General features: G+C 62.4%; 26 protein-coding genes and 2 tRNA genes. 17 read left to right on the top strand and 11 right to left on the bottom strand.

Features of this window, described 5'->3' with window-relative positions:
• Positions 1–5: 5 nt before the first annotated feature.
• Positions 6–1,583 (bottom strand): DUF5928 domain-containing protein, encoded by a 1,578-nt coding sequence (locus P1U48_RS06075; RefSeq protein WP_301068037.1) that lies wholly within the window; start codon positions 1,581–1,583, stop codon positions 6–8.
• Between the two features lie 151 nt (positions 1,584–1,734).
• On the opposite strand from P1U48_RS06075, the gene P1U48_RS06080 reads away from it, so the two are divergent.
• Together P1U48_RS06080 and P1U48_RS06085 are read left to right on the top strand one after the other, a co-directional pair.
• A complete protein-coding gene (locus P1U48_RS06080) occupies positions 1,735–2,553 on the top strand; it encodes a sulfotransferase family protein (protein ID WP_301068039.1) in 819 nt (272 codons plus the stop codon).
• Positions 2,554–2,611: 58 nt separating this feature from the next.
• Positions 2,612–2,785: a hypothetical protein gene (locus P1U48_RS06085; RefSeq protein WP_301068040.1), complete on the top strand. Its 174-nt coding sequence runs from the start codon at positions 2,612–2,614 to the stop codon at positions 2,783–2,785.
• On the opposite strand, the gene P1U48_RS06090 is transcribed toward P1U48_RS06085, so the two are convergent.
• From P1U48_RS06090 to P1U48_RS06100, 3 genes are read right to left on the bottom strand one after another with little or no spacing between them, the layout of a single operon-like run.
• Positions 2,756–3,871 (bottom strand): CaiB/BaiF CoA-transferase family protein, encoded by a 1,116-nt coding sequence (locus tag P1U48_RS06090; RefSeq protein ID WP_301068041.1) that lies wholly within the window; start codon positions 3,869–3,871, stop codon positions 2,756–2,758. The two genes, P1U48_RS06085 and P1U48_RS06090, sit on opposite strands and share 30 nt — an antisense overlap.
• A complete protein-coding gene (locus P1U48_RS06095; RefSeq protein WP_301068043.1) occupies positions 3,871–4,539 on the bottom strand; it encodes a DsbA family protein in 669 nt (222 codons plus the stop codon). Before P1U48_RS06095 ends, P1U48_RS06090 begins: the two co-directional genes overlap by 1 nt.
• A 14-nt stretch (positions 4,540–4,553) precedes the next feature.
• On the bottom strand, positions 4,554–5,060 hold the full coding sequence (locus tag P1U48_RS06100) for a DciA family protein (protein WP_301068136.1): 507 nt from the start codon (positions 5,058–5,060) through the stop codon (positions 4,554–4,556).
• Positions 5,061–5,142: 82 nt separating this feature from the next.
• Between P1U48_RS06100 and P1U48_RS06105 the strand changes: the two genes are divergently transcribed.
• The 4 genes from P1U48_RS06105 (at position 5,143) to P1U48_RS06120 (ending at position 8,353) form a co-directional block, all read left to right on the top strand.
• Positions 5,143–6,258: an A/G-specific adenine glycosylase gene (locus P1U48_RS06105; RefSeq protein ID WP_301068044.1), complete on the top strand. Its 1,116-nt coding sequence runs from the start codon at positions 5,143–5,145 to the stop codon at positions 6,256–6,258.
• A gap of 36 nt (positions 6,259–6,294) precedes the next feature.
• On the top strand, positions 6,295–7,422 hold the full coding sequence (locus P1U48_RS06110) for an alkane 1-monooxygenase (protein WP_301068046.1): 1,128 nt from the start codon (positions 6,295–6,297) through the stop codon (positions 7,420–7,422).
• Positions 7,423–7,696: 274 nt separating this feature from the next.
• Positions 7,697–8,197, top strand: coding sequence for a hypothetical protein (locus tag P1U48_RS06115; protein WP_301068047.1), 501 nt, complete (start codon positions 7,697–7,699; stop codon positions 8,195–8,197).
• 55 nt (positions 8,198–8,252) lie between these two features.
• Positions 8,253–8,353: transfer RNA gene (locus P1U48_RS06120), tRNA-Pro, on the top strand.
• A gap of 222 nt (positions 8,354–8,575) precedes the next feature.
• Here the strand turns inward: P1U48_RS06120 and P1U48_RS06125 are convergent.
• From P1U48_RS06125 to P1U48_RS06135, 3 genes are all read right to left on the bottom strand, one after another.
• Positions 8,576–9,676, bottom strand: a complete 1,101-nt coding sequence (locus P1U48_RS06125; RefSeq protein WP_301068049.1) for a site-specific DNA-methyltransferase — start codon at positions 9,674–9,676, stop codon at positions 8,576–8,578.
• Between the two features lie 102 nt (positions 9,677–9,778).
• A complete protein-coding gene (locus P1U48_RS06130; protein ID WP_301068050.1) occupies positions 9,779–10,399 on the bottom strand; it encodes a ribonuclease HII in 621 nt (206 codons plus the stop codon).
• Between the two features lie 148 nt (positions 10,400–10,547).
• A complete protein-coding gene (locus P1U48_RS06135) occupies positions 10,548–11,033 on the bottom strand; it encodes a hypothetical protein (protein WP_301068051.1) in 486 nt (161 codons plus the stop codon).
• Positions 11,034–11,225: 192 nt separating this feature from the next.
• On the opposite strand from P1U48_RS06135, the gene P1U48_RS06140 reads away from it, so the two are divergent.
• Positions 11,226–11,513 carry a hypothetical protein gene (locus P1U48_RS06140; RefSeq protein WP_301068052.1) on the top strand — a complete coding sequence of 96 codons (288 nt, stop codon included), beginning with the start codon at positions 11,226–11,228 and terminating at the stop codon, positions 11,511–11,513.
• The gene (locus P1U48_RS06145; RefSeq protein ID WP_301068054.1) at positions 11,485–12,189 is read left to right on the top strand and encodes a hypothetical protein; all 705 of its coding nucleotides are present in this window, start codon (positions 11,485–11,487) and stop codon (positions 12,187–12,189) included. The genes P1U48_RS06140 and P1U48_RS06145 overlap by 29 nt, the downstream gene beginning before the upstream one ends.
• A gap of 19 nt (positions 12,190–12,208) precedes the next feature.
• On the opposite strand, the gene P1U48_RS06150 is transcribed toward P1U48_RS06145, so the two are convergent.
• Positions 12,209–12,285, bottom strand: a tRNA-Arg gene (locus tag P1U48_RS06150).
• 139 nt (positions 12,286–12,424) lie between these two features.
• On the opposite strand from P1U48_RS06150, the gene P1U48_RS06155 reads away from it, so the two are divergent.
• Positions 12,425–13,444, top strand: coding sequence for a LacI family DNA-binding transcriptional regulator (locus P1U48_RS06155; RefSeq protein WP_366142865.1), 1,020 nt, complete (start codon positions 12,425–12,427; stop codon positions 13,442–13,444).
• 3 nt (positions 13,445–13,447) lie between these two features.
• Complete coding sequence (locus tag P1U48_RS06160) at positions 13,448–14,644, top strand: crosslink repair DNA glycosylase YcaQ family protein (protein WP_301068056.1); 1,197 nt, start codon at positions 13,448–13,450, stop codon at positions 14,642–14,644.
• Positions 14,645–14,658: 14 nt separating this feature from the next.
• Here the strand turns inward: P1U48_RS06160 and P1U48_RS06165 are convergent, their stop codons facing one another.
• Positions 14,659–15,447: a xanthine dehydrogenase family protein subunit M gene (locus P1U48_RS06165; RefSeq protein WP_301068057.1), complete on the bottom strand. Its 789-nt coding sequence runs from the start codon at positions 15,445–15,447 to the stop codon at positions 14,659–14,661.
• 189 nt (positions 15,448–15,636) lie between these two features.
• Here P1U48_RS06165 and P1U48_RS06170 point away from each other — a divergent pair, with 189 nt between their 5' ends.
• Positions 15,637–16,554, top strand: coding sequence for an NADP-dependent oxidoreductase (locus tag P1U48_RS06170; RefSeq protein WP_301068058.1), 918 nt, complete (start codon positions 15,637–15,639; stop codon positions 16,552–16,554).
• Positions 16,555–16,607: 53 nt separating this feature from the next.
• Complete coding sequence (locus P1U48_RS06175) at positions 16,608–17,312, top strand: TetR/AcrR family transcriptional regulator (protein ID WP_301068060.1); 705 nt, start codon at positions 16,608–16,610, stop codon at positions 17,310–17,312.
• A 13-nt stretch (positions 17,313–17,325) separates the two neighbouring features.
• Here the strand turns inward: P1U48_RS06175 and P1U48_RS06180 are convergent, their stop codons facing one another.
• Complete coding sequence (locus tag P1U48_RS06180; RefSeq protein ID WP_301068061.1) at positions 17,326–18,501, bottom strand: acetate/propionate family kinase; 1,176 nt, start codon at positions 18,499–18,501, stop codon at positions 17,326–17,328.
• Positions 18,501–19,886: a bifunctional enoyl-CoA hydratase/phosphate acetyltransferase gene (locus P1U48_RS06185; RefSeq protein WP_301068063.1), complete on the bottom strand. Its 1,386-nt coding sequence runs from the start codon at positions 19,884–19,886 to the stop codon at positions 18,501–18,503. Before P1U48_RS06185 ends, P1U48_RS06180 begins: the two co-directional genes overlap by 1 nt.
• A gap of 471 nt (positions 19,887–20,357) precedes the next feature.
• Here P1U48_RS06185 and P1U48_RS06190 point away from each other — a divergent pair, with 471 nt between their 5' ends.
• The 5 genes from P1U48_RS06190 to P1U48_RS06210 all read left to right on the top strand — a co-directional run bounded on the left by P1U48_RS06190 (position 20,358) and on the right by P1U48_RS06210 (position 25,293).
• Positions 20,358–21,209, top strand: a complete 852-nt coding sequence (locus tag P1U48_RS06190) for an aspartate/glutamate racemase family protein (RefSeq protein WP_301068064.1) — start codon at positions 20,358–20,360, stop codon at positions 21,207–21,209.
• A 27-nt stretch (positions 21,210–21,236) separates the two neighbouring features.
• Positions 21,237–22,010, top strand: coding sequence for an SDR family oxidoreductase (locus P1U48_RS06195; protein ID WP_301068065.1), 774 nt, complete (start codon positions 21,237–21,239; stop codon positions 22,008–22,010).
• A gap of 16 nt (positions 22,011–22,026) precedes the next feature.
• Positions 22,027–23,163: a zinc-binding dehydrogenase gene (locus P1U48_RS06200; RefSeq protein ID WP_301068066.1), complete on the top strand. Its 1,137-nt coding sequence runs from the start codon at positions 22,027–22,029 to the stop codon at positions 23,161–23,163.
• An 86-nt stretch (positions 23,164–23,249) separates the two neighbouring features.
• Positions 23,250–24,410, top strand: coding sequence for an NADH:flavin oxidoreductase/NADH oxidase (locus P1U48_RS06205; RefSeq protein ID WP_301068067.1), 1,161 nt, complete (start codon positions 23,250–23,252; stop codon positions 24,408–24,410).
• A complete protein-coding gene (locus tag P1U48_RS06210; RefSeq protein ID WP_301068068.1) occupies positions 24,403–25,293 on the top strand; it encodes an MBL fold metallo-hydrolase in 891 nt (296 codons plus the stop codon). Before P1U48_RS06205 ends, P1U48_RS06210 begins: the two co-directional genes overlap by 8 nt.
• Positions 25,294–25,298 lie beyond the last annotated feature (5 nt).

Raw genomic sequence — 25,298 nt, forward strand, 5'->3', positions numbered from 1 at the left:
GTACCTCAGTCGTTGAACAGGTAATCCATTTCCGCGATTTCGCGGGCTTTTTCGGGGGTGATCGACAGAAAGGCGGCCAGTGGTGCCGCGTTCTGTGCCGGAGTGTCGACCTCGCGTATCCGGTACATATTTTCGAAACCGGCATCGCGCAGCCGGTCAGATTCGAAATCCATGTCGTTGCGGATGGTGGGCAGCAGCCGTTCCATGGTTTCGCGCGGGGTGCTTTCGCCGGCCAGCCCGACCCGCTTGGCATGGCCAATCAGGTAATCGTCGCTGAACTGGCACTCGATGTCGAGCAGCCGGGTCACCGAGCGGTCGGAGCAGAAGTCATGCAGCAGATCGATGCCATTCGGGTCGAGGCAGAGGAGCAGCCGGTCGGAATTGTAATAGTCGAACAGCATCCGCACCAGCGCCCGCCGGTGCCGGGTGCGCTTACCCAAAGTGCTTTGAATGCCGCCGAGGTCGGGTAGCGGCGTGCTTTCCTCGTGAAACAGGTATTCAATGGCCGGGACATTGGTGACCTGGCGAATGCGCTCAAGCAGCCGTTTGGCGACGTGCCATTTCTTGGAGATCACGATCAGCAGCTCGCGCTCGCGGCCCAGGGTCGATTCGGTTTCCCAGAACCGCATTCCAAAGCGGCGTCCGAGCCGACCCTGGCCGGTCAGGAACTTGAACAGGCTGGGGCCCTCGTTGCTGACGTCAAAGCGGATGTTCTTGGCGGCGTAGAGTTGGCCCAGACGGCGCTTGAGCTGATGCGCATCCGGCGAAATCTTGCGTGCGAACAGGAAATCCTGACTGAGCAGCAGATCGTAGTGGTCGTTGTAGAAGGTCACCGGCATGCCGTAGTCGGTGAACATCAGGAATGTCAGGGAGCGCGACCGGATCTCTTCTCGCGGCACGATGTGGTGCACGACGGTTTGGAAAAACGTTTCGTCCGGGATCCAGGTGGTACGGAAAAACCGGACCACGTCGCGCCGGGACTTGCAGAATTCCAGAACCGATTCAATGGTTTGACGCCTCAGGCACCACCATTGACTGCCGATCATGATTTGCAGGTCAGGCGGCACTTTCCGAGTCAGGCGCAGCCGTTTCTGCAGCCCGATCGAGGCATAGAACCACCATTTGTGTTTGCGTTCGTTGAACAGGTGGCGATAGATCAGCCGCTCTTGCTTGAACCCGGTCTTGATCCAGTCGCTTTCAAAGAAATCAAAGCTTTCGATGAAGTCATGGTCGGTGCTTTCCAGGTAATCATGGGCAAATTCAGCGGATTTGATCGCCATGCAATCGCCCGAGAGCATGTAGAAATGGGTGGCACGGGGAAAGGCCTCGACCGCGGCCTCGATGGCGTTCAGGGTGGCCCGCACCAGCGACCATTCCCCCCAGCCGCATTTGATCCGCTGTTTGGCAAATGTGACGTTGGGATTGTCGGCCAGGGCGTCGCGGATTTTCTGGTAATGTGCGGGGTCAGAGCGGCCGTCAAAGTGAATCGACATGTAGTCGCCCACGGCCGTCAGGCGCTCAGCCTGTTGGATGATCGCCTCCGGGTCCTTGTGGCAGAGCAATATGAAAGCGATTCGGGCCATGTTCCGGCGTGCGTAGGGGCAACTAAGTTAAGGTTTGCACTGTGATAAGCGTGAAGGTGCGTTGATTAAACCTCATTAGTTTGCTTTTTTGTTTAGCAAAGCACGAAGGCCGCACAAAAGCGGTCGCCAAGTCGGAGGCTTAGGGCAGTTTATGGGGTTTCCAGGTACTTGGATGACCGAGAGCGAGAGCGTCGTCTATCGGGTGGTTCCGAAATGCGCCTGCTCGACCATCGGGCAGATCATGTTCTATGCGGATCATGGTGAATTTTTTGACGGTGACATCCATGACGCCGATTACGGCATGCACAAATGGGCGATGGAGAACAGTCACCAGCTGATCGAGGACAATGTCCGCAATCACAGATCCTATGCCTTCACCTGCGTGCGCAATCCCTACGCCAGGATCCTGTCGTCATTCTTTGACAAGATCTGTGGCATCCAGCGCAACGGCAACCGCTATCGTGGCAATCTGGTGCCGCTGCTGATCCAGAAATACGGGGTCGAGGTCGGCGGTGACGATGGCAAGGAAGAGTTCGACCAGATCAAATCCTTCCGCCGGTTCCTGCTGTTCGCCCGCGACACCATCCGTTGGCGGCGCCCGATGGAGCCGGATATCCACTGGTCAGCGATGTCCGGCCATATCTCGACCTTCATCGTCAACGGCGGTCACTACGACAAGATTTTCTGGACCGAGTCGTTCAACGACGGCATGCAGGAGGTGCTGAACAGCATCGAAACCAAGCATCCGATTGATCTGAAACAGATTCCGCGCTTCAACGAATCCGAAGGCCATGGGCCCAAGCGTCTGCACCCGGTCGAAGATTACTTCGACGATCTGTCGAAGCATCTGGTCTACGAGATCTACAAGCGCGACTTTGAGTTGTTCAAATACGATTTCAACGATCCGTCGAACAAGATGCCGATCGGTGAGATCGATCTGGACGAGGTGCATGCCAAGCTGGGCGAATAGCGTTCAGCCCGGCCGCAGCCCCGGATAGCCGCGCATCGCACAATCCGGACCCGCCAGCATGTCCGCGCGCGCCGCCCAGGCGATCCTGGACGGCCTCGCTGGGCGCCGCGATGAGGTGGTCATCGGCAAGGCGGCGTGGCTTTGGCGGATTTACCGCCTTTTTCCGTTGCTGGCGCATCGGTTCATGCGCCGGATGTCGCGATCAGCTGTCATGCTCACCCAGGGTCGGTGATGGCGTGGTCAATTTCAGCTCGGCATCCGAGAACACGAAGGGCGAACGCACTGTCGGCACCCCGTCGAGGTCGAGCTTCATGCCACGGGCGATCACCTGCGGATCGGCAAACACCTCGCCCATGTCGTTGATCGGCCCGGCGGGGACATTGTTGGCCTCGCAGGCGGCCAGCAGATCGGCCTTGGTAAAGGTCCGACAGGCGGCGGCCAATTGCGGGATCAGCGTCGCGCGGTTGCTGATCCGGTCGCCATTGCTGCGATACAGTGGATCGTCCTTCAGCGCCGACAGGTTCAGCACATCACAGAGCCGCTGATACTGACCGTCATTGCCGGTGGCGATGATGATATGGCCGTCAGCGGTGGCAAAGACCTGATAGGGCACCACATTCGGATGGGTGTTGCCGGTGCGCTGCGGCGGGTTGCCCGAGGCGAAGTAGTTCATCGCCTGGTTGGCCATCACCGAAACCGCGCAATCCAGCAGCGCCATGTCGATATGCTGACCACGCCCGGTGGTGTGGCGCTGTTGCAGCGCCGCCAGGATCGCGGTGGTGGAATAGACCCCGGTGAACAGATCGGTGATTGCCACCCCAGCGCGCAGCGGCTGGCCATCCGGTTCGCCGGTGATCGACATGAAGCCGGACATGCCCTGAATGATGTAATCGTATCCGGGCCGATGGGCATAGGGGCCGGTCTGGCCAAAGCCGGTGATCGAGCAATAGATCAGCTTTGGGTTCAGCGCGCTCAGGCTGGCGTAGTCCAGCCCGTATTTGGCCAGCCCGCCGACCTTGAAATTCTCGATCAGGATATCGGCATCCTTGACCAGATCGCGGACAAAGGCCTGCCCCTCAGGGGTGCGGAAATCACAGGTGACCGATTGCTTGCCGCGATTGGCGGAATGGTAATAGGCGGCGGTGGTTTCGCCGTTGCGCGTGATATGCGGCGGCCCCCAGGTGCGGGTGTCGTCGCCATCCGGCGCTTCGACCTTGATCACGTCGGCGCCGAGGTCGGACAGGGTTTGACCGGCCCAGGGACCGGCGAGAATGCGAGCGAGTTCAACGACCTTGAGGCCGGTTAGGGGCGTGGTCATCAATCCTCCAGTGCCGTATCTATCAGCTTCTTGAAATCGGCCCAGTTCATGTTGGAATGTTTGGTTCCATTGATGAACAGGGTCGGGGTGCCGCTGACGTCATCGGCGGCGGTGTTCTTTTCATACCAAGCAACCAGGGTCTTGGCGGTGTCTTCGTTGGCGAGGCAGGTTTCGACCTGATCGTCGGTCAGGCCTGCGACCTTGCCGATCTTGCGCAGATTGTCGGCAATCGCCGCCGGGCTTTCGCCGCCCAGCCAGTCCTTTTGCTGTTTGTAGAGCAGCGAGGAAATGCCGAAGAACCGGTTCGGATCACAGCGCGCGATCATCGAGGCCCAGAGGCCGAACCGATCGAAATAGACATCGCGGTAGATGAACCTGACCTTGCCGGTGTCGATATAGTCGGATTTCAGTTGTTGATAGGGGCCGGCGTGAAAGCTGGCGCAATGCGGGCAGGTAAAGCTGGCGTATTCCAGCACCGTCACCTTGGCGTCAGGCGTGCCCTGTACCATTTCGATGACTGAAGAGGTGTCGATTGCTTCAAGATCCTCGGTCGTCGAGGCGTTGATTTGGGTGGTGGCCGGGGCGGCTTCGCGGCGGGACCAGTAAACGCCCCCGGCGCCGATGGCCGCGACGGCGGCAGCGCCCGCGATAAGTGTCCTGCGATCCAAAATGCGATCCTTTCCTAGGTCTTTTGCTTGCTTAGAACATTCCGGGCCAGAGCCTCAAGCGCTGCCCGCAGGTCAGTGTCGCCAATCCCGGTTGTGCTGGCGCTGGCCCTGGCCAGAGTTTCGGGGTCTGGTGTCGCCGCAACCGGCGGTTTCGCAGGCTCAAACGCCACCTGACCATCGACGAATCCGGTGGCCGCAGTCTGGGTGATGCGGATGCGGGCAATGGCGTTATAGCCATAGACGCCGTTCACCCGCTCGCGCAGCTTTTCCTTTTGCATTTCGATCAGTTGCGCGCGGGCGCCATCGGTGAGCAGGGTCAGCGTCGCGCCCAGCCCCTGACGGCCATATTTGACATCGACAGGCCGGGCGAGGCCGGCCAGATCCGGCCCGGCAATCTCGTCCCAATGGGTCAGCAACCGGGTCACGGCAAAGCCCCGGCTTTCGCCAGCCCGGCGAATCCGGCTTTCCAGCAGGTTTGCGGTGCGCTTGAACCCGTAGGTGGTGGTGCTGCGGCGGGTCATGTCTTGCATCCCTCTTCCTGCGGCTATTCTAGTGACCGAGGCGGCGGTTGCCAGCCGCGAAACAGGAGCGGGGACATAAAGATTGCGTGACGGGGAGCTGAGCGAGGCGTTGCTGACCTGGTATGACCAGCATGCGCGCGACCTGCCGTGGCGGATCGGCCCGGCGGCACGGGCGGCCGGGGTGTTGCCCGATCCCTATCGCATCTGGCTGTCCGAGGTGATGCTGCAACAGACCACCGTTGCCGCGGTTCGTGACTATTTCACCCGGTTCACCACGCTCTGGCCGCGGGTTGGCGATCTGGCGGCGGCGGCGGATGGGCAGGTGATGGCGGAATGGGCCGGGCTTGGCTATTACGCCCGCGCCCGCAACCTGCTGGCCTGCGCCAGGGCGGTGGTCAATGACCATGGCGGTGTCTTTCCCGATACGCGGGCGGCGCTGATGGAGCTGCCAGGGATCGGCCCCTATACCGCCGCCGCGATTACCGCGATTGCCTTTGACAGGGTCGAAACCGTGGTTGATGGCAATGTCGAACGGGTGATGGCGCGGCTGTTTGACCGGCATGAGCCGCTGCCGGGGGCCAAGCGCGAGCTGACCGTGCTGGCGGCGAGGCTGACCCCCGAAGCGCGCAGCGGCGATTACGCCCAGGCGGTGATGGATCTGGGGGCGACGATCTGCACCCCGAAATCACCGAGTTGCGGGATTTGTCCCTGGCGTGATCCCTGTGCGGCACGATCTGCCGGAACTGCCGCGCTGCTGCCGCGCAGGATGGCGAAAAAGCCCAAGCCGGTGCGCCATGGCGCGGTCTACCTGGCCCGGCGCGCGGATGGGGCGCTGTTGCTGGAACGGCGGCCGGACACGGGGTTGCTCGGCGGCACCCTGGGTTGGCCCGGCGGCGATTGGGTGCCCGTGAGCGACCCTGTTCCGCCCGAAGTGCCGCCTGTCCCCGCCGATTGGCAGCGCCTGCCGGGCGAGGTGCGCCATACTTTCACCCATTTCCATCTGCGGCTGACGCTTTTCGTCGCGGATATCGACATGGACAGCCGCACGGGCCGCGCCGCCCATCCCGAGTCCACCACGATTGCCCTGAAGCCCGGGGAAAGTGCCTTTGTCCCGCGTCAGGATTTCCGCCCCGCCGACCTGCCGACGGTGATGCGCAAGGCATTTGACCTTTGGCGTGGTGGCGCTGACAATGGTTGAAACTCTGCGTCTTCCCGTTCAACCCCAGAGGCCCGGATGACCGCTCCCGATCGCACCGCGAAACTCACCTCGGCCTTGCCGTTTGCGCTGTCGATGCTGAACGTGCCGCTGGCCTGGATCGGTGCCGTCCATGGCGGCTGGTCGGTGGTTCTGCTGCCGCTCTATAGCTATTTCACCTTCAGCATTCTGGACGCGTTGACCGGGCTGAATCTGGACAATCCAGACCCGAACACGCCGGATTCCGATCTGTTCTGGTATCGCGCGATCACCATGATCTGGTTTCCGATCCAGGCGATCACGGTGTTTTCGCTGATCTATTACGTCACCCACAGCGACCATCTGAGCCTGCTGGAAGTGCTGGTGCTGTTTTACGGCGTCGGGATCATGGCCGGGGCGACCGGGATCGTGTTCTCGCATGAGCTGATGCATCAGAAGAACAAGCTTGAGCGCTGGCTCGGCGACCTGCTGCTGGCGAATGTGCTCTATTCACATTTTCGCAGCGAACATCTGCTGGTGCATCATGTCGATGTCGCCACCCCGCGCGATGCGGTGACCGCCCGCTACAACGAAGGCTTTCCGCGCTATTTCCTCCGGGTGCTGCGGCAATGCCCGCGCTCGGCCTGGGCTGCGGAGAAGCGGATGCTGGCGCGGCGCGGCGCCTCCATGTTCGACCGGCGCAATCCGTTCTGGCGCTATGCGGCGCTGCAGGCGCTGATGCTGGGGCTGGCGCTGTTGGCCGGTGGTTGGGCCGGGCTGGGGCTGTTCCTGTTCCTGGCCTTTGTCGCGATCTGGCAGCTGGAGCTGACCAATTACGTCGAACATTACGGGCTGACCCGCAAATACCTGGGCGACGGTAAATTCGAACGGGTGATGCCACATCATTCCTGGAATGCCTCGCACAGGGCGACGAACTGGCTGCTGATCAACCTGCAACGGCATTCCGATCACCATTACAAACCTGACCGGCGGTTCCCGTTGTTGCAGACCTATGGCGCGGATCAGGCGCCGCAATTGCCCTATGGCTATCCGATCATGGCCTCGGTGGCGATGGTGCCTCCGCTGTGGCGACGCTGGATGAATCCCCGGGTGCGCAAGTGGCGGGCGATGTATTACCCCGAGATCACCGATTGGGCGCCTTACAAGCGCGGCCTGCATACGGGGTGAGCGATAGTATATGTCGCGTATCCGACAGTCAGAATAGTCCACACACACCCGATAATGAGCGCCGTTAGTCTTTTTTACTGCCGACCGCTTCCTGCTTCTTGGTCAGGCCCGACTTTTTCGTGACCGGTCAAGCGCGTCGTCGGATGTGTCTGCTTTGAGTTAGTCGTGACGCGCTTATTCGCGCCTATCCCATTAAATTATTGTACGCGCCTAGTATTGGCGCTATGTATGCGATGAATCGGGGTCTCTCCCGCTAAATCTAGTTGGGCTGGTTATGAGCATTGCATCTATAACTTCTGAAATTGAGGCTCTTATCAAGAGGGCATCAGATGAAGCTTACGCGCGTGGAAAAGAGGACGCGAAGCGCGAGATGCTGATGCTGCTATCGCCTGGCGTCACCGCAGCGCAATCCGAGGACGAGCAGAATAATACCTTCGATCAGGAAGATGATGACGCCACACCTCAGCGCAAGCGCGCGCCTAGAGGTTTGCCCAAAGCTCTGACGATGCGAATGCTTTCTGCGTCACGCACAGGACTCACGCCACAACAAATAGTTGATGGGGCGCAAACCGAAAACGAACAGATGATCGCAGTTTCAACAATCCGCAGTGAACTTCGAAAGGGCCAGAAGTCTGGTCTGTATAAAGAGGTCAACGGACTTTGGTTTTTATGTGAAGCGGAGGACAATTCCGTGGAAGGCTCGCCCTCCGCTTCGAACTTTAGCCACGAAAGGAAACAAGATGCCCCCTCCGTAAAGTCTACAATCTGGGACTAATCCCAGAAGCCCGCTCCTGACATGGGAAATCCTGTCAAGGGGCGGGCACTTCAACGCGGACGTGGTGGAATGGTAGACACAGTAGCCTTGGAAGCTACGGGGGCCGCCGTAGGAAGCACTTGCCCCGTGCCGGTTCAAGTCCGGTCGTCCGCACCATTTTTATACAACACTCTGACTCCATTGGCAAATCCCAAGTAAAGAGATCTGCCAATGGGTTAGTATTACGGCGACTTTTTTTGGTGCATCCCTCAGTGATTTCGTGGCCGCTTCAGAGTGGGTGATTCAGGTCTAACGTCGCCAAAAAAAGGCCCCGCCGATGAGGGCGGGGCGCAAAGTTGCATCGCACGGGTGCGATGCTGGCGGTAAGCCGATGTTGGATCAGTTCATTTCAGACCGGATTTGCTGACGCAGGATGTCGATCGGCACGGTCTGGCCGTCTTTCTTGTAGCACCAATAGGTCCAGCCGTTGCAGGAGGGCGCGCCTTCGAGATGGGCGCCGACCTGGTGGATCGACCCCTTGATGTCGTCGCCGATCAGGGTGCCATCGGCACGGACCTTGGCCTTGTGCCGCCCGTTCATCGAATAGAGCTCTTCGCCCGGGCGCAGCATGCCGCGTTCGACCAGTTGGCCAAAGGGCACCCGCGGTTCGGCGCGTTTTCCGGTCGACACCTGCAGCGCCTCGCGGTCGTATTTGCGCACGTTCTTCAGCCGTTTCTCGGCAACCTCGCGATAGGCGGCTTCGCGTTCGATACCGATGAAATCGCGGCCCAGCATCTTGGCCACGGCGCCGGTGGTGCCGGTACCAAAGAACGGGTCAAGCACCACGTCGCCGGGATTGGTCGAACCGACCAGCACCCGGTGCAGCAGCGATTCCGGTTTCTGCGTCGGATGCGCTTTGTCGCCATTGGCGTCTTTCAGCCGCTCACCGCCATTGCAGATCGGCAGAACCCAGTCCGACCGCATCTGAATGCCCTCGTTCAGGGCTTTCAGTGCCTCATAGTTGAAGGTGTATTTTGCACCCTCGCCTTTCGAGGCCCAGATCATCGTCTCATGGGCATTGGTAAAGCGCTTGCCGCGAAAGTTCGGCATCGGGTTGGCCTTGCGCCAGATCACATCGTTCAGGATCCAATAGCCCTGGTTTTGCAGCTCGGCGCCGACCCGGAAAATATTGTGATAGGACCCGATCACCCAGATCGCCCCGTTCGGTTTCAGGATCCGGCGGGCGGCGGCGAGCCAGGATCGGGTGAAATCGTCATAGACCTTGAAGCTGGCAAACTGGTCCCAATGGTCATCCACCGCATCGACGCGGGAATTGTCGGGCCGGTGCAGGTCGCCCTTGAGCTGAAGGTTATAGGGTGGGTCGGCAAAGATCAGGTCGATCGAATTCTCAGGAAGCGCGTTCATCGCCTCCACGCAATCGCCGGATAGAATCGTGTTCAACGGCAGCGCGGGCGCTGCCTGAGCGGTGGTTTTCGTCATTATCTGCCTCGTCCCGGCGCTGTTCGATGCGCTCGTTCATTGCCGAGAAAGATGAGTCAAACCTGATTCGCGGTCAATTTCTTTTTTGAATCAATCACTTACCTAAATATCTTTACACAAGATATTGTGGATGGGGGCAAAGCTGCGTCTATGATGTGGGGTTATCCCCAGATCTAGGAGCGCCGCCTTGTGGCTTTTTGACGGGTATCCGGCGTTTGTCTCCCAGCCGTAACCGGGAAAGTGTTGCGCAAGATCCCGCATGATCGCATCGCGTGCTACTTTGGCCACGATCGAGGCGGCGGCAATCGACAGGCTGCGCCCGTCGCCTTTGACAATCGCCTCGGCTGGGAGGGTCAGGCCACGCGGGATCATATTGCCGTCGATCAACAGGTGATCGGGGGCGCTGGGCAGCCCGTCGATGGCCCGGCACATGGCGATATGGCTGGCGCGCAGGATATTGTGGCGGTCGATTTCCTCGACCGTGCAATGGGCGATGCTGACCTCGGCGCAGGCGTGCAGCTCTGCCGCCAGGATATCGCGGCGCTTTGCGCTCAGCTTTTTGGAATCGTTGAGCCCGGCAGGGATGCGGGCGGGGTCGAGGATCACCGCCGCTGCGGTGACCGGCCCGGCAATAGGCCCGCGCCCGACCTCATCGACCCCGGCGACACGCAGGGCGCCCGCAGTATGGGCGGCGGTTTCGAAACTGTAATCCGGCTGGTTCATAGGCCGGTTCAATCGGAGAGGCGTCGGCATGGCAAGGTAAAAGGGGAAGGGCATCGGTGCCCTTCCCCTTTGCTGGAGGTGACCCCGGCGCTGCTCACCCGCCGGGGCCTGGCCCGCGCCAACTGGACGGCGCGGGTGTTCGATCCGCTTAGCGGGTGCGGATGCCGGCGCCTTGCAGGCATTGACCGGAATAGACCATCTGGGTGCCACGGCGGGTGTGGGCGTTTGTCACGCAGCGGCCAGGCAGGTTGGCGGCAACGCGCGGATGTTTCTGCACGCAGCTATAGCCAAAGGCCTCGACCGGGCCGCGCCTGGTATTGATCGTCGTCCGGCAGGTCGAGGGCATGGTGCGGGCCGTGTCGCGACCGCGCCGGTCGTTGCGGCTGTCATGGCGATTGTCATAGCGGTCATCGCGATGCCCGGAATTATGGGCCTTGGGGGGCACATAACGGTTTTCGTAGCGGGTGGTGGTGCGGCCGCGGTTGCTCTGTTCAATGGCGGTGCCGATGATCACCAGAGCGGTGGCGCCAGCCAGGAATTTCACCAGGTCGTCGTTGCCGGCCTTGGCGGGCGCGGTGAAGGTGGTGACGGCCAGCGAGGCGGCGAGGATGGTGGCGATGAATTTGCGTGACATGGGGTAGGTCCTTTCGGTGGCGGGCGGCGTGCCCTGGGTTGTGACCCCGGACGTTGCGGCCCGAGAGGTGATGACCCAAGCCTCGCCCCGATCGGTGAAATCAGGCAATAACAGCGCGTGGTTATCCGATAACCACCACGCCAACCCCCTTTGGTTATTGAATATCATCCGGGTTGCGCGCATTTTCGAGTGATGAAAAACCTCGCCCCCCTCCTGCTGGCCGCGGCCCTGAGTCTCGCCACCCCGTTGGCCGCTCAGGCCGCCTGCTATGCCGATTACAAGGCGCGCCGCGACAGCCCGCTGAAACTGCATTACGGTGTGATGCAGGTGTCGTCCTGCAGCAGCGGTGCGGCGAAATCCGAAGTGGCGGCACGGCTTGCACAGAACGGCTGGACGCTGCTCAATGTGCTGAGTGTCTTTGACGACACCGGGCTGGAGCAGAGGAAGGCCAATGCCGGACAATACTACCTTCGCTTCTGACGCGCGGCGCACGGGCACCCGCACCGTCGCCTATGGGCTGGCGGTGATCGTCGGGTTGTTGCTGGTCGCTGGTGTCTTGCTGTTCCTGAACCTGCCGGATGCCAACGCCTTCAACGACCGGGTGGCGCGGATATTCGCCGAGAATGATGGGCTGACCAGCCAGGCCGAGGTCAAGCTGCTGGAGATTCTCGGCCAATCCGGCACCGCCTTTTCCGAAGTGCTGGAGAGCTATCGTACGGTGATCTTCGTGCTGCTGGTGTTTGCCACAGCGCTGCTGCTGGCGGCGCTGGTGTTTCTGGTGCTGTTGATTACCCTGAACCGGCGTATGGCACAGATCGAACGCTCCGGCATCGAGGTGAATTCACTGCTGATCAGCCGCGATGAGAAGACCATCTACCTCAACAACATGGCGTTCAAACTGACCGACGCCGCGCTGGAAACCCTGACCATCCTGGCCGAGGCGCGGATGGATGACGATGTGATGTCGGGGATCGAGATCGAATCGGCCATCTCGGGTCGCCCCGTCGGCGATTGCGACGAGGCCGCCGGTGCCACCCGAATCAAACGCCTGCGCGACACCTTGGGCAACCAGATGGTCAGCGAACTCCTTGTGCGCAACATTGCCCGCAAGGGATACATGCTGGCGATCGACAAATCGGTGATCAAGATCGTTTGAGCGGGCGGGACCCGTGAAATGGCGACCCCGGCAGGATTCGAACCTGCAACCTGCCCCTTAGGAGGGGGCTGCTCTATCCAGTTGAGCCACGGGGCCGTTGACGCCCTCTTAGCCCGGGTTGGCGGGCTTGTCATCCTTGTGGCGGCGGCTGGATCGGCATTTTCGCGATGCCAAGCCGCTTGAACCGGCGCGGGGCATGGCGCAAACTGAAAGTCACCAACTTCAGGACAATGCCGTGACCAAGCAAGATCCGCGCCCTCTGACGCTCCGCGACGTTTCCGAGGCGTCTGGCGTTTCGGAAATGACGGTCAGCCGGGTGCTGCGCAATCGCGGCGATGTCTCGGCGGCGACCCGCGAAAAGGTGCTGCAGGCGGCGAAACGGCTGGGCTATGTGCCCAACAAGATCGCCGGGGCGCTGGCCAGTCAACGCGTCAACCTGGTGGCGGTGATCATTCCGTCGATGTCCAACCTGGTGTTTCCCGAGGTGATGACCGGCATCAATCGGGTGCTTGAAACCACTGATCTGCAGCCGGTGGTCGGGCTGACCGATTATTTGCCGGAAAAAGAGGAAAAGGTGCTCTACGAGATGCTCTCGTGGCGGCCCTCGGGGGTGATTATCGCCGGGTTGGAGCATTCCGACGCCGCCCGGGCGATGCTGAAGGCGGCCGGGATTCCGGTGGTCGAGGTCATGGATACCGATGGCCTACCGATCGATTCGATGGTCGGGATTTCGCACCGGCGGGCGGGCCGTGAAATGGGCCGCGCGATCCTTGAGGCCGGGTATCGGCGGATCGGGTTTCTGGGCACCGGGCTGGGGCTCGATCATCGTGCCCGCAAACGCTTTGAGGGTCTTACCGAGGCTCTGGCCAAGGGGGGAATCGAGATCGCCGATCAGGAGTTTTATTCCGGCGGTTCGGCGCTGGCCAAGGGGCGTGAGATGACGGCGGCGATGATGACGCGCAATCCGGACCTCGATTTCCTTTATTATTCCAACGATCTGATCGGTGCCGGTGGGCTGCTGTGGATGATCGAAAAGGGCTATGACGTACCCGGCAGCATCGGCATGGCCGGGTTCAACGGGGTGCGGCTGCTGAAGGGTCTGCCGCGGCAGCTGGCGACGATGGATTCCTGTCGCGATGAAATCGGCAGCCTTGCGGCCCAGATCATTGCCGACCGGATGAAGGATGGCGGCGAGGCGCAGAGTATTGAGCTGACGCCGAAGATTGATTTCGGCGACACCCTGCGCCGGGGCTGAGCAATGGTGCCGCCGGTTCTGGACAATGGCGCCGCCCGGCGGGTGTTTCTGCACCGGCATCTGCTCGGCGATACCCCGCAGGGGCCTGGACGTGGCGATGATCTGAGACAGCTGATCCGCCGCCTCGGGTTCGTGCAGGTGGACAGCGTCAACACGGTGGAACGCGCCCATCACATGATCCTGTTCGCGCGTCGCCCGGCCTATCGCCCGGCCAATTTGCGCCCGCTGGTGGAACGGCACCGGCATCTGTTCGAGCATTGGACCCATGACGCGGCGGTGGTGCCGTCCGAGTTTTTCCCGCATTGGCGGCTCAGGTTTCAACGCGACGGTGAACGGCTGCATGAGAAATGGACGAATTGGCAGGGCGGCGCCTATCTGGATGAGGTTGCCCGGGTGCTGGCGCATATCCGCGAGTCCGGGGCCGTGCGCTCAGGCGATCTGACGGCGCCGGAGCACAAGGGCAAGAGCGGTGGCTGGTGGGACTGGCATCCGTCGAAAACCGCGCTGGAATATCTTTGGCGCACCGGGAAATTGGCGGTGGCGCGGCGTGATGGCTTTACCAAGATTTATGACCTGACCGAGCGGGTGTTGCCCGCGCCCGAAGCACCACTGGATCCGGCGGCGACGGTGGATTTCTTTAACCACGCGGCATTGGATCGGTTGGGGTTTGCCACCTCGGGCCAGATCGCGGCGTTCTGGGGCCATGTGAAACCCGCCGAAACGGCAGACTGGTGTCGGGCAGAGGTCGCCGCCGGGCGGATCGAGCCAGTTACGATTCTTGGCGCTGATGGCCAGCCACGGCGGCATTTCGCCCGCCCCGGGTTGCTGGACGAAGCCGCGGAGCTGGCGCCGCCGTCGGCGCGGCTCAGGGTGCTCAGCCCGTTTGATCCGGCGATCCGTGACCGCAATCGCACCGAATTCCTGTTTGGCTATCACTACCGGATCGAGATTTTCGTGCCCGAGGCCAAGCGCCAGTACGGCTATTACGTGTTTCCGCTGCTGGAGGGCGACCGGCTGATCGGGCGGATCGACATGAAGGCGCGGCGCGGCGACGATGTGCTGGCAATCACCCGGCTCTGGCTGGAACCCGGGGTGCGGGCCAGCAAGGGGCGGCTGGCAAGGCTGGATGCGGAACTGACCCGCGTCGCCCGCTTTGCGGCGGTGTCGCGGATCGCGTATGCGTCCGGCTGGCTGGGGTGATCAGGCTTGGTTTGTCAGCTGGCCGCAGCGACGGCGCGGCCGGTCATAACCTTGATCAGATGGGCGCGGTAGTCCGGGGTGCCATGCAGATCGGCGATCAACCCCTCGCTGGAATGGCTGAGTCCGGCAATCGCGGCGGCAGAGAAATCAGCGCTCAGCGCCGCCTCGGCCTCAGCCCAGCGGAACACGCCGTCTTCGCTGGCGCCGGTGACGGCAACCCGGACACCATCGGGATATTTGGCGACGAAGACACCGGTCAGGGCAAAGCGCGACGCGGGTTGTTCGAATTTCTGGTAATTCGACACTTCGGGAATCGGGAACCTGACGGCGGTGATGATCTCGCTCTCGCGCAGAATTGTGGTGAACAGCCCGTCAAAGAAGTCATCGGCGGCGATTTCGCGGCTGTTGGTGACAATGGTCGCACCGGTACCCAGCGCCGCCGCCGGATAGCAGGCGGCGGGGTCGTTATTGGCCAGCGAGCCGCCGATGGTGCCACGGTTGCGCACTGCCGGATCACCGATATGCCCGGCCAGACCGGACAGGCCGGGAAAGCTGGTGGCGGTTTCACGCGCCACGCTGTCGTGGTTGGTGATCGCGCCGATGGTCACGGTTCCACCGCTGATCGAAACGCCTTTCAGCGCCGCGATGCCGAGCAGGCTGACCAGCTTTTCCGGTGAGGCCAGCCGTTGTTTCATTGTCGGAATCAGGGTCTGACCGCCGGACAGCGGCAGCGCCTCGTCCGATTGCAGGGCGTCGATGGCCTCGTCCACGGTTTTTGGCTTGACCAGTTCAAAGTCATACATCGGCGCTCTCCCAGACTCTTCGACCCCGGCATCGTCGCATTTGGTATGCCAAAGCAAGGGCCGGTTCCATTCGTCGATACCCTCATGTGCGCAGAAGGGCATGTCAATATGGCGGCGGCTTGGTCTATGCTTATGGCTGGAGAATTCGACCCGAGGGACATCGGGCGCAACTTTAGGAGGAGATTTCGGATGCGGGTGATGGAGCTTGCGGAACATGGCGGGCCTGAGGTTCTGAAACTGGCAGAGCGCCCCGATCCGGTGCCCGGCGCCGGTCAGGTGCTGATCGAGATTCGTGCCGCCAGCGTCAATGCCGCCGACTGGAAGGTGCGGCGCGGCAAATCGTTGCAACAGCATGTTCTGCCGCATGTGCTGGGGCGCGATTTCTCCGGCGTGGTGATCGGGTTGGGCGAAGGTGCCGATCTGGCGATTGGCGATGAGGTGTTCGGGGTCTGCCCGCAGGAAACCGAGGGCGCCTATGCCTCGCGTATCGTGATGGATGCCGGGCTGGTGGCGCTGAAACCGCGCAGCCTCAGCCATGTGGAAACCGCCGCGATTGCGCTGGCCGGACTGACCGCGATGGTCGCGATCGAGGACACGCTGGGCCTGAAGCCGGGCGAGAACCTGTTGGTGCAGGGCGGTGCCGGTGGGGTTGGCGGCATGGCGGTGCAGCTGGGCCATTACATTGGTGCCAAGGTCGCCGCGACGGCGCGCAGCGACAACCATGATTACCTGCGCGGGCTGGGTGCGGATCAGCCGATTGACTACCGCGACGCCGATCTCGGGCAGGTGCTTGGCGATCGTGACGCGGTGTTCGATTGCGTCGGCGGTGACACCGTGGCCAGCAGCTTTGCAGCGTTGCGGCCCGGCGGGCGGGCGGCGTTTGTCGGCTCTGGCGGGACAGCACCCGAACCGACCCGCGCCGACGTCACGTCACTGCGCCCGGCGGTGGGCCGCAGCCGCGCGCGGATGGCGCGGGTGGCTGAACTGGCCGATGCCGGGGCCTGGAAACCACCGGTGATCGAGACCATGCCGCTGACCGAGGCGGTCAAGGCGCATGCGCTGAGCGAGGCCGGACATGTGCGCGGCAAGATCGTTTTGATCCCTTGAGGGCAGGTCCAGGTCCGGTTGACAGAACCTGTGGATCGGCGAATACCGAAAACATGAGTTTGAAACGCATTCAGGACCTGGACGCCCCAACCGCCTTGCGGATACTCGCCGCCGCCGAAAAACTGTTTGCCGAGCAGGGGGTCGAGTTGACCTCGGTGCGCGAGATCACCCGTCAGGCAGGCGCCAATGTGGCGTCGGTGAATTACCATTTCGGATCAAAGGACGATCTGACGGTGGCGGTGTTCGAACGGGCCATCGCCCGGGCCAGCGAGCTGCGTATGAATGCGCTGAACCGCTGCCTGCGGGCCGCCGAGGCGCGGAAATCGCCGCCCGATCTGGCCGAGCTGGTTTCGATTTTCATCGAACCCTATATGGGCGACGGCAATGAGGCGCAGGGCGCGCTGATGGCGCGGTTCATCCTGATGCACCGGGTGACACCGGATGATTCCACCCGGCGGATCGTGGCAACCTATCTGAACCCGCTGGCCGACAGTTTTATCGCCGCTTTCGCCCTGGCCTGTCCCGATGCGGGCCCGGGTGATCTGTCGGCGCGCTATCTGTTTTTGGTGAATTCCACCGTTCTGACCTGTGCTGAGGATCGCGGCGCGGATCGACTGGCGGTGTTGTCGCGGGGTGCGCTGTCGCAGGTTGACCGGGTGGCGATGCGCGATCAGCTGGTGCGCTTTGCGGTCTCCGGTCTGATTGGCCATCAATCCAAGGGTTACATGCGGCCCGACATGGGGGAAGCTGTCGGGTGATTTGTGTTTGCGGCTAACTCGCGGTGGCGCGGGCGATCACCAGTTCTTCGTTGGTGGGCAGCACCAGGACCTGGACCGGGCTATCGCCGGTGCTGATCCGTCTGGCCCGGCTTTGATTGGCTCCACCGGCATTGGCAGCCGCGTCCAGGGTGATGCCGATCCAATCCATCCCGGCGCAGACCTCAGCCCGGATCGGCGCGGCGTTTTCACCGATGCCGCCGGTGAACACCAGCGCATCCAGCCCGCCCAGCGCCGCAGCCAGCCCGCCCAGTTCGCGGCGGATGCGAAAGGTGAAATACTCGATCGCCTGACGCGCGGCGGGATCGTCTGAGGCCAGCAATTGCCGCATGTCGTGGCTGATGCCGGACAGGCCGAGCAGACCGGAGCGCTTGTAAAGCATCTCGGTCACTTCAGCCGGGCTCAGCCCCTCTTGTTCAATCAGGTACAGCACCACGCCGGGGTCGATCTGGCCAGAGCGGGTGCCCATCGGCAGCCCGTCCAGCGCGGTGAACCCCATCGACGAGGCGATCGAGCGTCCGGCCTTCATCCCGCACATCGAGGCGCCGTTGCCCAGATGCGCCACCACCACCCGCCCGGCAAAGAGATCGGGGGCGGTCGCGGCCAGGTGCCCGGCGATATATTCATAGCTCAGCCCGTGAAAACCATAGCGGCGCACGCCCTTGTCGTAAAAGGCGCGGGGTAGAGCAAAGGTGTCATTGACGAAGGGATGGTTGCGGTGAAAGGCGGTGTCGAAACAGGCGATCTGCCTTGCCTCGGGAAAGGCCGCAATCGCAGCGCGCACCCCGGCCAGGTTGTGCGGCTGGTGCAGCGGCGCAAAGGGGATCAGGGTTTCCAGCCTGGCGATCACCTCGGGTGTCAGGGCGACGGGCGCGGTGAACTTCAGCCCGCCATGCACCACCCGATGGCCGACGGCACCGATCCTGGCTCCGGGAAAATGCGTCTCTAACGCGCCTAAAACCGCGATGAGCGCGGCGGCATGATCCTGTCCGGCGGTGTCCAGTTCGGCGGCGGCCAGGGTCTCGCCAGCGGCGTCCTTCAGCTTCAGCCGGGGGGTGCTGCCGATCCGTTCGACCTGGCCCGAGGCCAGCGCCTGCGGCTCTGGGGCATTGCTGAACAGCCCGAATTTCAGCGACGAGGATCCGGCATTCAAGACCAACACATGTGCCATCAGTGCTTGCCCGTCCGCGCGTGATGCAGTGCCGCCACCGCGCAGGAGGCAAGGCGGCTCATGTCGTCGTCCGCGCGGCTGTTCAGGATGATCGGCACCTTGGCGCCCAGCACCAGCCCGGCGCTCTCGGCATGGCTGATATAGGTCAGTTGCTTGGCCAGCATATTGCCCGCGTCGATATTCGGCGCCACCAGAATCTCGGCCCGTCCGGCGACCGGAGAGGTCAGTCCCTTGGTCCGGGCGGCGGCGATATCCACCGCGTTGTCCATCGCCAGAGGCCCGTCAACCAGACCGCCCTTGATCTGGCCGCGCTCGGCCATTTTTGACAGCAGCGCGGCGTCAATCGACGAGGGGATATCGGGATTCACCGTCTCGACCGCCGACAGCACCCCGACCTTGGGTTCGGCGATCCCAATCGACAGCGCCAGGTCGATGGCGTTCTGCACGATGTCCATCTTGGTGCGCAGATCCGGCGCGATGTTGATCGCCGCATCGGTGACCAGGATCGGGTGGCTGACCCCGGGCACGTCCATGACAAAGATATGGGTCAGGCGGCGGCCTATCCGCAGGCCGCGATCCTTATCAAGCGCGGCGCGCAGCAGGTCATCTGTGTGCAGATGCCCCTTCATCAGCGCAGTGGCGCGACCCTCATGCACCAGAGCGACCCCGCGCCGAGCGGCAGCGGCATGGTCAGGTTCGTCGATGACCTCGATCCCGGTCAGATCGGCCGCCAGTTCGGCGGCGACTTCGGCGATCTTGCGCGCGTCACCAATCAGGATCGGGGTGATCAGGGTGTGGTCGCGGGCCAGCAGGGCGCCGCCGAGCGAATTCGGCTCTTCCGGGCAGATCACCGCCGTGACCAGCGCGGGCAGCGGCGCGGCCAGTTTCAGAAGTTTTTCGAAATGGCGATGACGCTGCACGATCAGGCCGGGCAGGTCGTGACTGTCATAGGACAGCTTGACCCGCGGCGCCTCGACCTCGGCGACACCGCTGAGGATCAGCGCATCGTCAGACAGGCGGCGCACCTCGGTGGCCAGGGTCACGCACATGGTGCGGTCATTCTTGTCGGTCACCGTGACCCGGCTGACCAGTTCATCTCCGGCATGGGCGCGGCTGTGAAATTCCAGGCTCTGCGCATGATAAAGCGATCCGGCGCCGGGCAGCACATTGCCAAGCACCGCCGAGACCAACGCGCCGATGAACATGCCCGGCGCCAGCGCCTCGGGCATGCCGTCGCCATCGCCATCGGCGTTGAAAATATGCATCGGATTGTGGTTGCCCGAGACATTGGCAAATACGATCAGGTCGTCGACGGTCACCAGTCGTCGCAGCTCGGAATGGTCGCCGACCTGCAGTTCCTCGAATGTGCGGTTTTCGATCTTCATACTGCCCCCATGTTGCCTGCGCCCATCCCGACGTTTTGCATCGGCGAAGTCAATGGGCAGTGGCGCGCGACCCGGCGCTGACTTGTGAATAACTGCGCGTTGAGGCGGGGATTTTGGTTGCGGAGGACGGACTTGACCCCTCGGCACGGTGAGGACAGGCCGAGGACGAATGCAGTGCCGGTGGTGCGTCAAACGCGGCGACTGCAGCGAGCGTGACTACGGCAAAGTTTGTCTCATCAATCTTCCTTCGCTTCCATGAGTTGATGGGGAGGCTAAACCGACGATGCAATTCGGTCACCAAAGAACAACGTCAAAATAGAACGATGTGGGGAAAACAGATCTCAACCGAGACAGGTGTTCCCGGGTCCGAGCCCCTAGGTCGCGCAGCCTTATCAAACCAATGGTTAGGCTTTGAACCCTTCACCTGCAGCATCCCGCAGGCCTAGGGTCACTGCAAGCGCGAGGGATTTCATGATCAGCATCTGGCATCAGGGCTTTGTCGATTTTGACCAGGTCCCGATTTATCGAAACAGTTTCGAGGATCATATCACCGCGATCCTTCCCGCCGACACGCGGATCCGGTTGCATGGGCTGATGCCCGACACTTTCGGGCCCGGTGTCACCCCGATCGACGCGCTGCGCTTTCCCGCTGTCGAGGCATTGCTGGAGGATCAGATCGTTGCTTCGGCTGAACTGGCCGAAGCCGAGGGGTTTGACGCGGTTGCGATCAATTGTTTTTACGATCCGGGCCTGCGCATCGCGCGCAGCCTTGTCGGTATCCCGGTGGTCAGCCTGTTCGAAAGCTGCACCCTGACGGCGATGTCTCTGGGCGCGCGCTTTGGGATGCTGGCGCTGAACGGTGATCAGTGCCGCAAGCACCACGAACTGGTTGCCGCCTATGGGCTGAACGACCGCTTTGCCGGCACCCGTGCCGTCAGCCCCGCCCTGAACGAGGCGATGCTCGAGGCCGAGGCCGAGGCTGCTGCGCCGGTCATTGCCGGGATTGAGCGCGCCTGCCGTGATCTGGCGCAGTCAGGGGCCGAGGTGATCATTCCCGGTGACGGGGTGATGAACGATTTCATCTGGCGGCACCGGATTCGCACGTCCGGGGTCGAGTTGCTGGATGCCGCCGCGGTGCTGATGCACCACGCGCGTTACATGGCGCAGCTTCGCGCCTCGACGGGGCTGGGCGTCAGCCGGGCAGGGCATTATGCAACACCGGCGCGCGCAATGCTGGAGCATTCGCGTGCGCTGCTTGCAGCACGGCCTGCCCGTGAGGACCGGTTCAGCGGCATTGGCTGGATCGGCGCGACGGTCGAATGACAGAGATAAATGAATAGGGAGAATACGATGAGATTTGTGGGAAAAGCAGGGCTGATCACTGCGGCGGCCTCCGGCATGGGCCGCGCCGGGGCGATGCGGATCGCTGCCGAGGGGGGCAAGGTTGCCGTGGTCGATCGAGACGCCGCCGCCGCCGAGGCCGTGGTGGCCGAGATCACCAAGGCGGGCGGCACCGCCATCGCCATCGCTGCCGATCTGCGTGATCTGGACGTGGCGGCAGGCATCGTCGCCCAGACGGTCGACACCTTCGGTCAGCTCGATTTCGCCTGGAACCACCTGGGCCATCCTGGCCCCAGCAAGGTCGAGGGTATGGACGAGGATCTGTTCCAATTGTCCTTTGACATCAACGTCCGCTCGGTCATCGCGACCACGCAGGCGGCGCTCCCCGAGATGCGAAATGCCGGTGGCGGCGCGTTGCTTTATACCTCGTCCAGCGCCGGGTTGATCGGGTCGCGCTATTCACCGTCCTATTCGCTGATGAAGCACGGCATCGTCGGCTGGACCAAGGCGCTGGCGCTGAAATATGCCGCCGAGAATATCCGTGCGAACGTGGTCTGCCCCGGCTCGATCGACACGCCGATGTTCACCGCTTTTGGTGCGCGCCCCGATCAGGATCCCCGCACCCCCGAGGAAATTCGCGCGACCACGACCGCAGGCATCCCGATGCGCCGTCTTGGCCAGCCCGAAGAGGTCGGCGCAGCCGCCGCGTTCCTGTTGTCGGGCGATGCGTCCTTCATCACCGGGGCGGTCCTGCCGATCGATGGCGGCTTTGTCGCGCAATAATAGAAGAGTGACCGACATGAAAACCAAGGCCATCGTTCTGCGAGACCTCGCTCTGCCCCGTCCCTATACCGACAGTCAGCCGTTGCGGATCGAGGAGGTCACGCTGATGCCACCAGCCCCGACCGACCTGGTCGTTCAGGTTTCGGGCGCGGGTCTGTGCCATTCCGACCTCTCGGTCATCAATGGCACGCGCGGTCGCGATGTGCCGATGGTGCTGGGTCACGAAGGCGCGGGCGTCGTGGTCGAGGTCGGCGCGGCGATCACTGACGTCAAGGTCGGCGACCCGGTGGTGTTCCAGTTCTCGGTTTCCTGCGGGCGTTGCCGCAACTGCCTGGGCGGGCGGCCACAAATCTGCGAAGAGGCCCCGAAAGCCCGCGCCAAGGGCGAGCTGATCTCGGGCGGGTCGCGCCTGCGCGACGGCGACGGCAAGGTTCTGCGGCATCAGGCCGGAGTCTCGTGTTTCGCTGAATATTCGGTGGTCAATCGCGGTTCTGTCGTGGTGATCGACGACTCGATCGCGCCCGAGGATGCGGCAATCTTTGGCTGTGCCGTGATGACCGGCGTCGGCGCGCTGGTGAATACTGCGAAGATTGCGCCGGGACAGAGCGTGGCGATCTTCGGCATGGGCGGCGTCGGGCTCTGCGGGTTGATGGGGGCCAAGGTCTCGGGCGCCCAGGTGATCATCGCCGTCGATCTCGATGACCACAAACTGACCAAGGCGCGTGCCCTTGGCGCGACCTACACCTTCAACGCCCGCGATCCCGAGCTTGTCGAAAAGGTCAGGGACCTGACCGGCGGCGGCGTCGACGTGGCCGTCGAACTGGCCGGGGCGGTGGCCGCGATGGAAAGCGCCTATGCCATCACCGTGCGCGGCGGGCGGCTGGTCACGGCGGGGCTTTCACCGATCGGGGCCAAATTCGCCTTTGAACACGGTGATCTGGTGAGCAATGAAAAGGCGATCATCGGCAGCTACATGGGCTCTTGCGTTCCGGTCCGCGACATCCCGCGCTTTCTGGCGATGTATCGCAGTGGCGCGCTGCCGGTGAACCAGCTAATCGACAGCAAGATCGGCTTTGCCGACATGAATGCAGGCTTTGAGAAACTGGCGGCAGGCGAGGCCTTGCGGCAGATCCTCGTGCCAGCGTTAGGCTGACAATTTGTTATGGTATGGGGATCTTGGCGTTGGTTTTCGACGCCACCCTGCCATGGCATGCCAGTCAGAACTGACAGGAGGATGCAATGACCGATACCCCCAAACTATTTACCCCGCTGACATTGCGTGGCGTGACCTTGCGCAATCGCATCGCGGTATCGCCGATGGCCATGTATCGTGCCGAAGACGGATATCCGACCGACTTTCATCGCACCCATTACGGAAAGTTCGGCATGGGCGGCGCAGGGCTGGTCTTTGTCGAGGAGACCGCCGTCACCCGCACCGGCCGGATCACCAATGGTTGCCTGGGCCTGTGGAACGATAACCAGACCGAAGCCTATCGTCCGATCGCCGCGCAATTGCGCGATCAGGGCGCGGTATCCTGCATGCAGATCGCTCATGGCGGGCGCAAGTCCAGCGCGCAGCGGGCGTGGGAGGGCAACGGCCCGCTTACCGCCGAGAACCTGGCCAATGGTGACGAGCAATGGACGCCCGTCGCGCCTTCGGACAATCCGTTCTCGGCCGGATGGCCGGTGCCGGAGCCGCTGGACCGCGCCGGGATGGACACCATCCGTGACGCCTTTGTCGCCAGTTGCCTGCGGGCGCTGGAGGCCGGGTTCGACATGGTCGAGCTGCATATGGCGCATGGCTATCTGCTGCAAAGCTTCCTGTCGCCGCTGGCCAACAAGCGCACCGATGACTATGGCGGATCGCTGGAAAACCGTATGCGCTTTCCGGTCGAGGTCGCCACGGCGGTGCGCAAGGCGCTGCCCGACGATGTGCCATTGCTGGCCCGGATCTCGGCCACCGACTGGATCGATGGGGGCTGGCAGATGGACGACAGTGTTGCACTCGCCAAGGCGTTGGAAGGCGCGGGTGTCGACCTGATCGATTGTTCTTCGGGCGGCAACCTGGAAAAGGGCGCGACCAATTCCAACCTGACCCGCAGCCCCGGCTATCAAGCACCCTTCGCCGCACGCATCCGCGCCGAAACCGGTCTGAAGTCGCAGGCGGTCGGGCTGATCCGCACACCGGAACTGGCCGAGCAACTGCTGCAGGATGGCGCCGCCGATATTATCGCACTTGGGCGGCAGATGCTGTTCAACCCGTTCTGGGCGCATCACGCCGCCGAACATTTCGGCGTCACCGGTCATTTTGAGAACTGGCCAAAACCCTATGCCTGGTGGTTGGACAAATGGTCCGCCGGCCTGCGCAGCATGGGAGAGGAGCCCCTTGCCCATGGCTAGCTTGCGAATCGGCACCCTGCGCATCGATCTGGTGACGGAAATCCGCCACCGGATGATGCCGCTCGGGTTCCTGTTCAACGATCTGACCCGCGCCGAGGCCGAACGCAACTTCGACTGGCTGGGCCCCGAGTTCATCGACCGCGAGTCGTTGGATGTCGGCATGGCCTTTCAGGCCTTCGTGATCCGCGCCCATGGCCGGACGATTCTGGTCGATACCTGCAACGGCAATCACAAACAGCGCCCGACCGCGCCGTGGCAGCATGACTTGCGGGCGCATGACTTCATGCGCTCGTTGGCGGGGCTTGGCCTGGCGCCTGGCGATATCGACATGGTTCTGTGCACGCATCTGCATTGTGATCACGTCGGTTGGAATACCCGGCTGGTGGATGGCCGATGGGTGCCGACATTCCCGAACGCCCGCTATGTGATGAACCGCGCCGAATACGATCATTATGCCGCGCGCTTTGCCACGGAAGAAAGCACCGCGGTCAATCATGGTGCGTTCGAGGACAGTGTTTTGCCCGTCGTCAATGCAGGCCTTGCGGATTTCGTCGATGCCGATCACCGTGTCCTTCATGAGATCGAGGAAGAGGTGTTTCTGCGCCCGTCGCCGGGCCATTCCTTTGGCCATTGCTGCATCTATGCCCGTGCCGGGCAGGCCGAGGCGATCGTGACCGGTGACCTCGTTCACCACCCGATCCAGTTCGACCTGCCAGACCTGCACATGCGTGCCGATCTCGATCCTGACTTGGCGGTGCAAAGCCGCCGCCGCGTGATGGAATATTGCGCCGGCAGCGGGGCCTTCCTGCTGGCTGGCCATATCCCGTTCTGGTCGATGGCCCAGGTCGAGGCCAAGGGCAGTGCCTTCAGGTTGGCAATCTAACCCCG

The organism is Pseudooceanicola sp. (assembly GCF_029213205.1).
Lineage (GTDB): Bacteria > Pseudomonadota > Alphaproteobacteria > Rhodobacterales > Rhodobacteraceae > Pseudooceanicola.

Bases quoted from the DNA above. Each gene is read 5' to 3' on its own strand.
- P1U48_RS06075 (WP_301068037.1), bottom strand. From the start codon at position 1,583: ATGGCCCGAATCGCTTTCATATTGCTCTGCCACAAGGACCCGGAGGCG.
- P1U48_RS06080 (WP_301068039.1), top strand. From the start codon at position 1,735: ATGGGGTTTCCAGGTACTTGGATGACCGAGAGCGAGAGCGTCGTCTAT.
- P1U48_RS06085 (WP_301068040.1), top strand. From the start codon at position 2,612: ATGTCCGCGCGCGCCGCCCAGGCGATCCTGGACGGCCTCGCTGGGCGC.
- P1U48_RS06090 (WP_301068041.1), bottom strand. From the start codon at position 3,871: ATGACCACGCCCCTAACCGGCCTCAAGGTCGTTGAACTCGCTCGCATT.
- P1U48_RS06100 (WP_301068136.1), bottom strand. From the start codon at position 5,060: ATGACCCGCCGCAGCACCACCACCTACGGGTTCAAGCGCACCGCAAAC.
- P1U48_RS06110 (WP_301068046.1), top strand. From the start codon at position 6,295: ATGACCGCTCCCGATCGCACCGCGAAACTCACCTCGGCCTTGCCGTTT.
- P1U48_RS06115 (WP_301068047.1), top strand. From the start codon at position 7,697: ATGAGCATTGCATCTATAACTTCTGAAATTGAGGCTCTTATCAAGAGG.
- P1U48_RS06125 (WP_301068049.1), bottom strand. From the start codon at position 9,676: ATGACGAAAACCACCGCTCAGGCAGCGCCCGCGCTGCCGTTGAACACG.
- P1U48_RS06130 (WP_301068050.1), bottom strand. From the start codon at position 10,399: ATGAACCAGCCGGATTACAGTTTCGAAACCGCCGCCCATACTGCGGGC.
- P1U48_RS06135 (WP_301068051.1), bottom strand. From the start codon at position 11,033: ATGTCACGCAAATTCATCGCCACCATCCTCGCCGCCTCGCTGGCCGTC.
- P1U48_RS06140 (WP_301068052.1), top strand. From the start codon at position 11,226: ATGAAAAACCTCGCCCCCCTCCTGCTGGCCGCGGCCCTGAGTCTCGCC.
- P1U48_RS06145 (WP_301068054.1), top strand. From the start codon at position 11,485: ATGCCGGACAATACTACCTTCGCTTCTGACGCGCGGCGCACGGGCACC.
- P1U48_RS06160 (WP_301068056.1), top strand. From the start codon at position 13,448: ATGGTGCCGCCGGTTCTGGACAATGGCGCCGCCCGGCGGGTGTTTCTG.
- P1U48_RS06165 (WP_301068057.1), bottom strand. From the start codon at position 15,447: ATGTATGACTTTGAACTGGTCAAGCCAAAAACCGTGGACGAGGCCATC.
- P1U48_RS06170 (WP_301068058.1), top strand. From the start codon at position 15,637: ATGCGGGTGATGGAGCTTGCGGAACATGGCGGGCCTGAGGTTCTGAAA.
- P1U48_RS06175 (WP_301068060.1), top strand. From the start codon at position 16,608: ATGAGTTTGAAACGCATTCAGGACCTGGACGCCCCAACCGCCTTGCGG.
- P1U48_RS06180 (WP_301068061.1), bottom strand. From the start codon at position 18,501: ATGGCACATGTGTTGGTCTTGAATGCCGGATCCTCGTCGCTGAAATTC.
- P1U48_RS06185 (WP_301068063.1), bottom strand. From the start codon at position 19,886: ATGAAGATCGAAAACCGCACATTCGAGGAACTGCAGGTCGGCGACCAT.
- P1U48_RS06190 (WP_301068064.1), top strand. From the start codon at position 20,358: ATGATCAGCATCTGGCATCAGGGCTTTGTCGATTTTGACCAGGTCCCG.
- P1U48_RS06195 (WP_301068065.1), top strand. From the start codon at position 21,237: ATGAGATTTGTGGGAAAAGCAGGGCTGATCACTGCGGCGGCCTCCGGC.
- P1U48_RS06200 (WP_301068066.1), top strand. From the start codon at position 22,027: ATGAAAACCAAGGCCATCGTTCTGCGAGACCTCGCTCTGCCCCGTCCC.
- P1U48_RS06205 (WP_301068067.1), top strand. From the start codon at position 23,250: ATGACCGATACCCCCAAACTATTTACCCCGCTGACATTGCGTGGCGTG.
- P1U48_RS06210 (WP_301068068.1), top strand. From the start codon at position 24,403: ATGGCTAGCTTGCGAATCGGCACCCTGCGCATCGATCTGGTGACGGAA.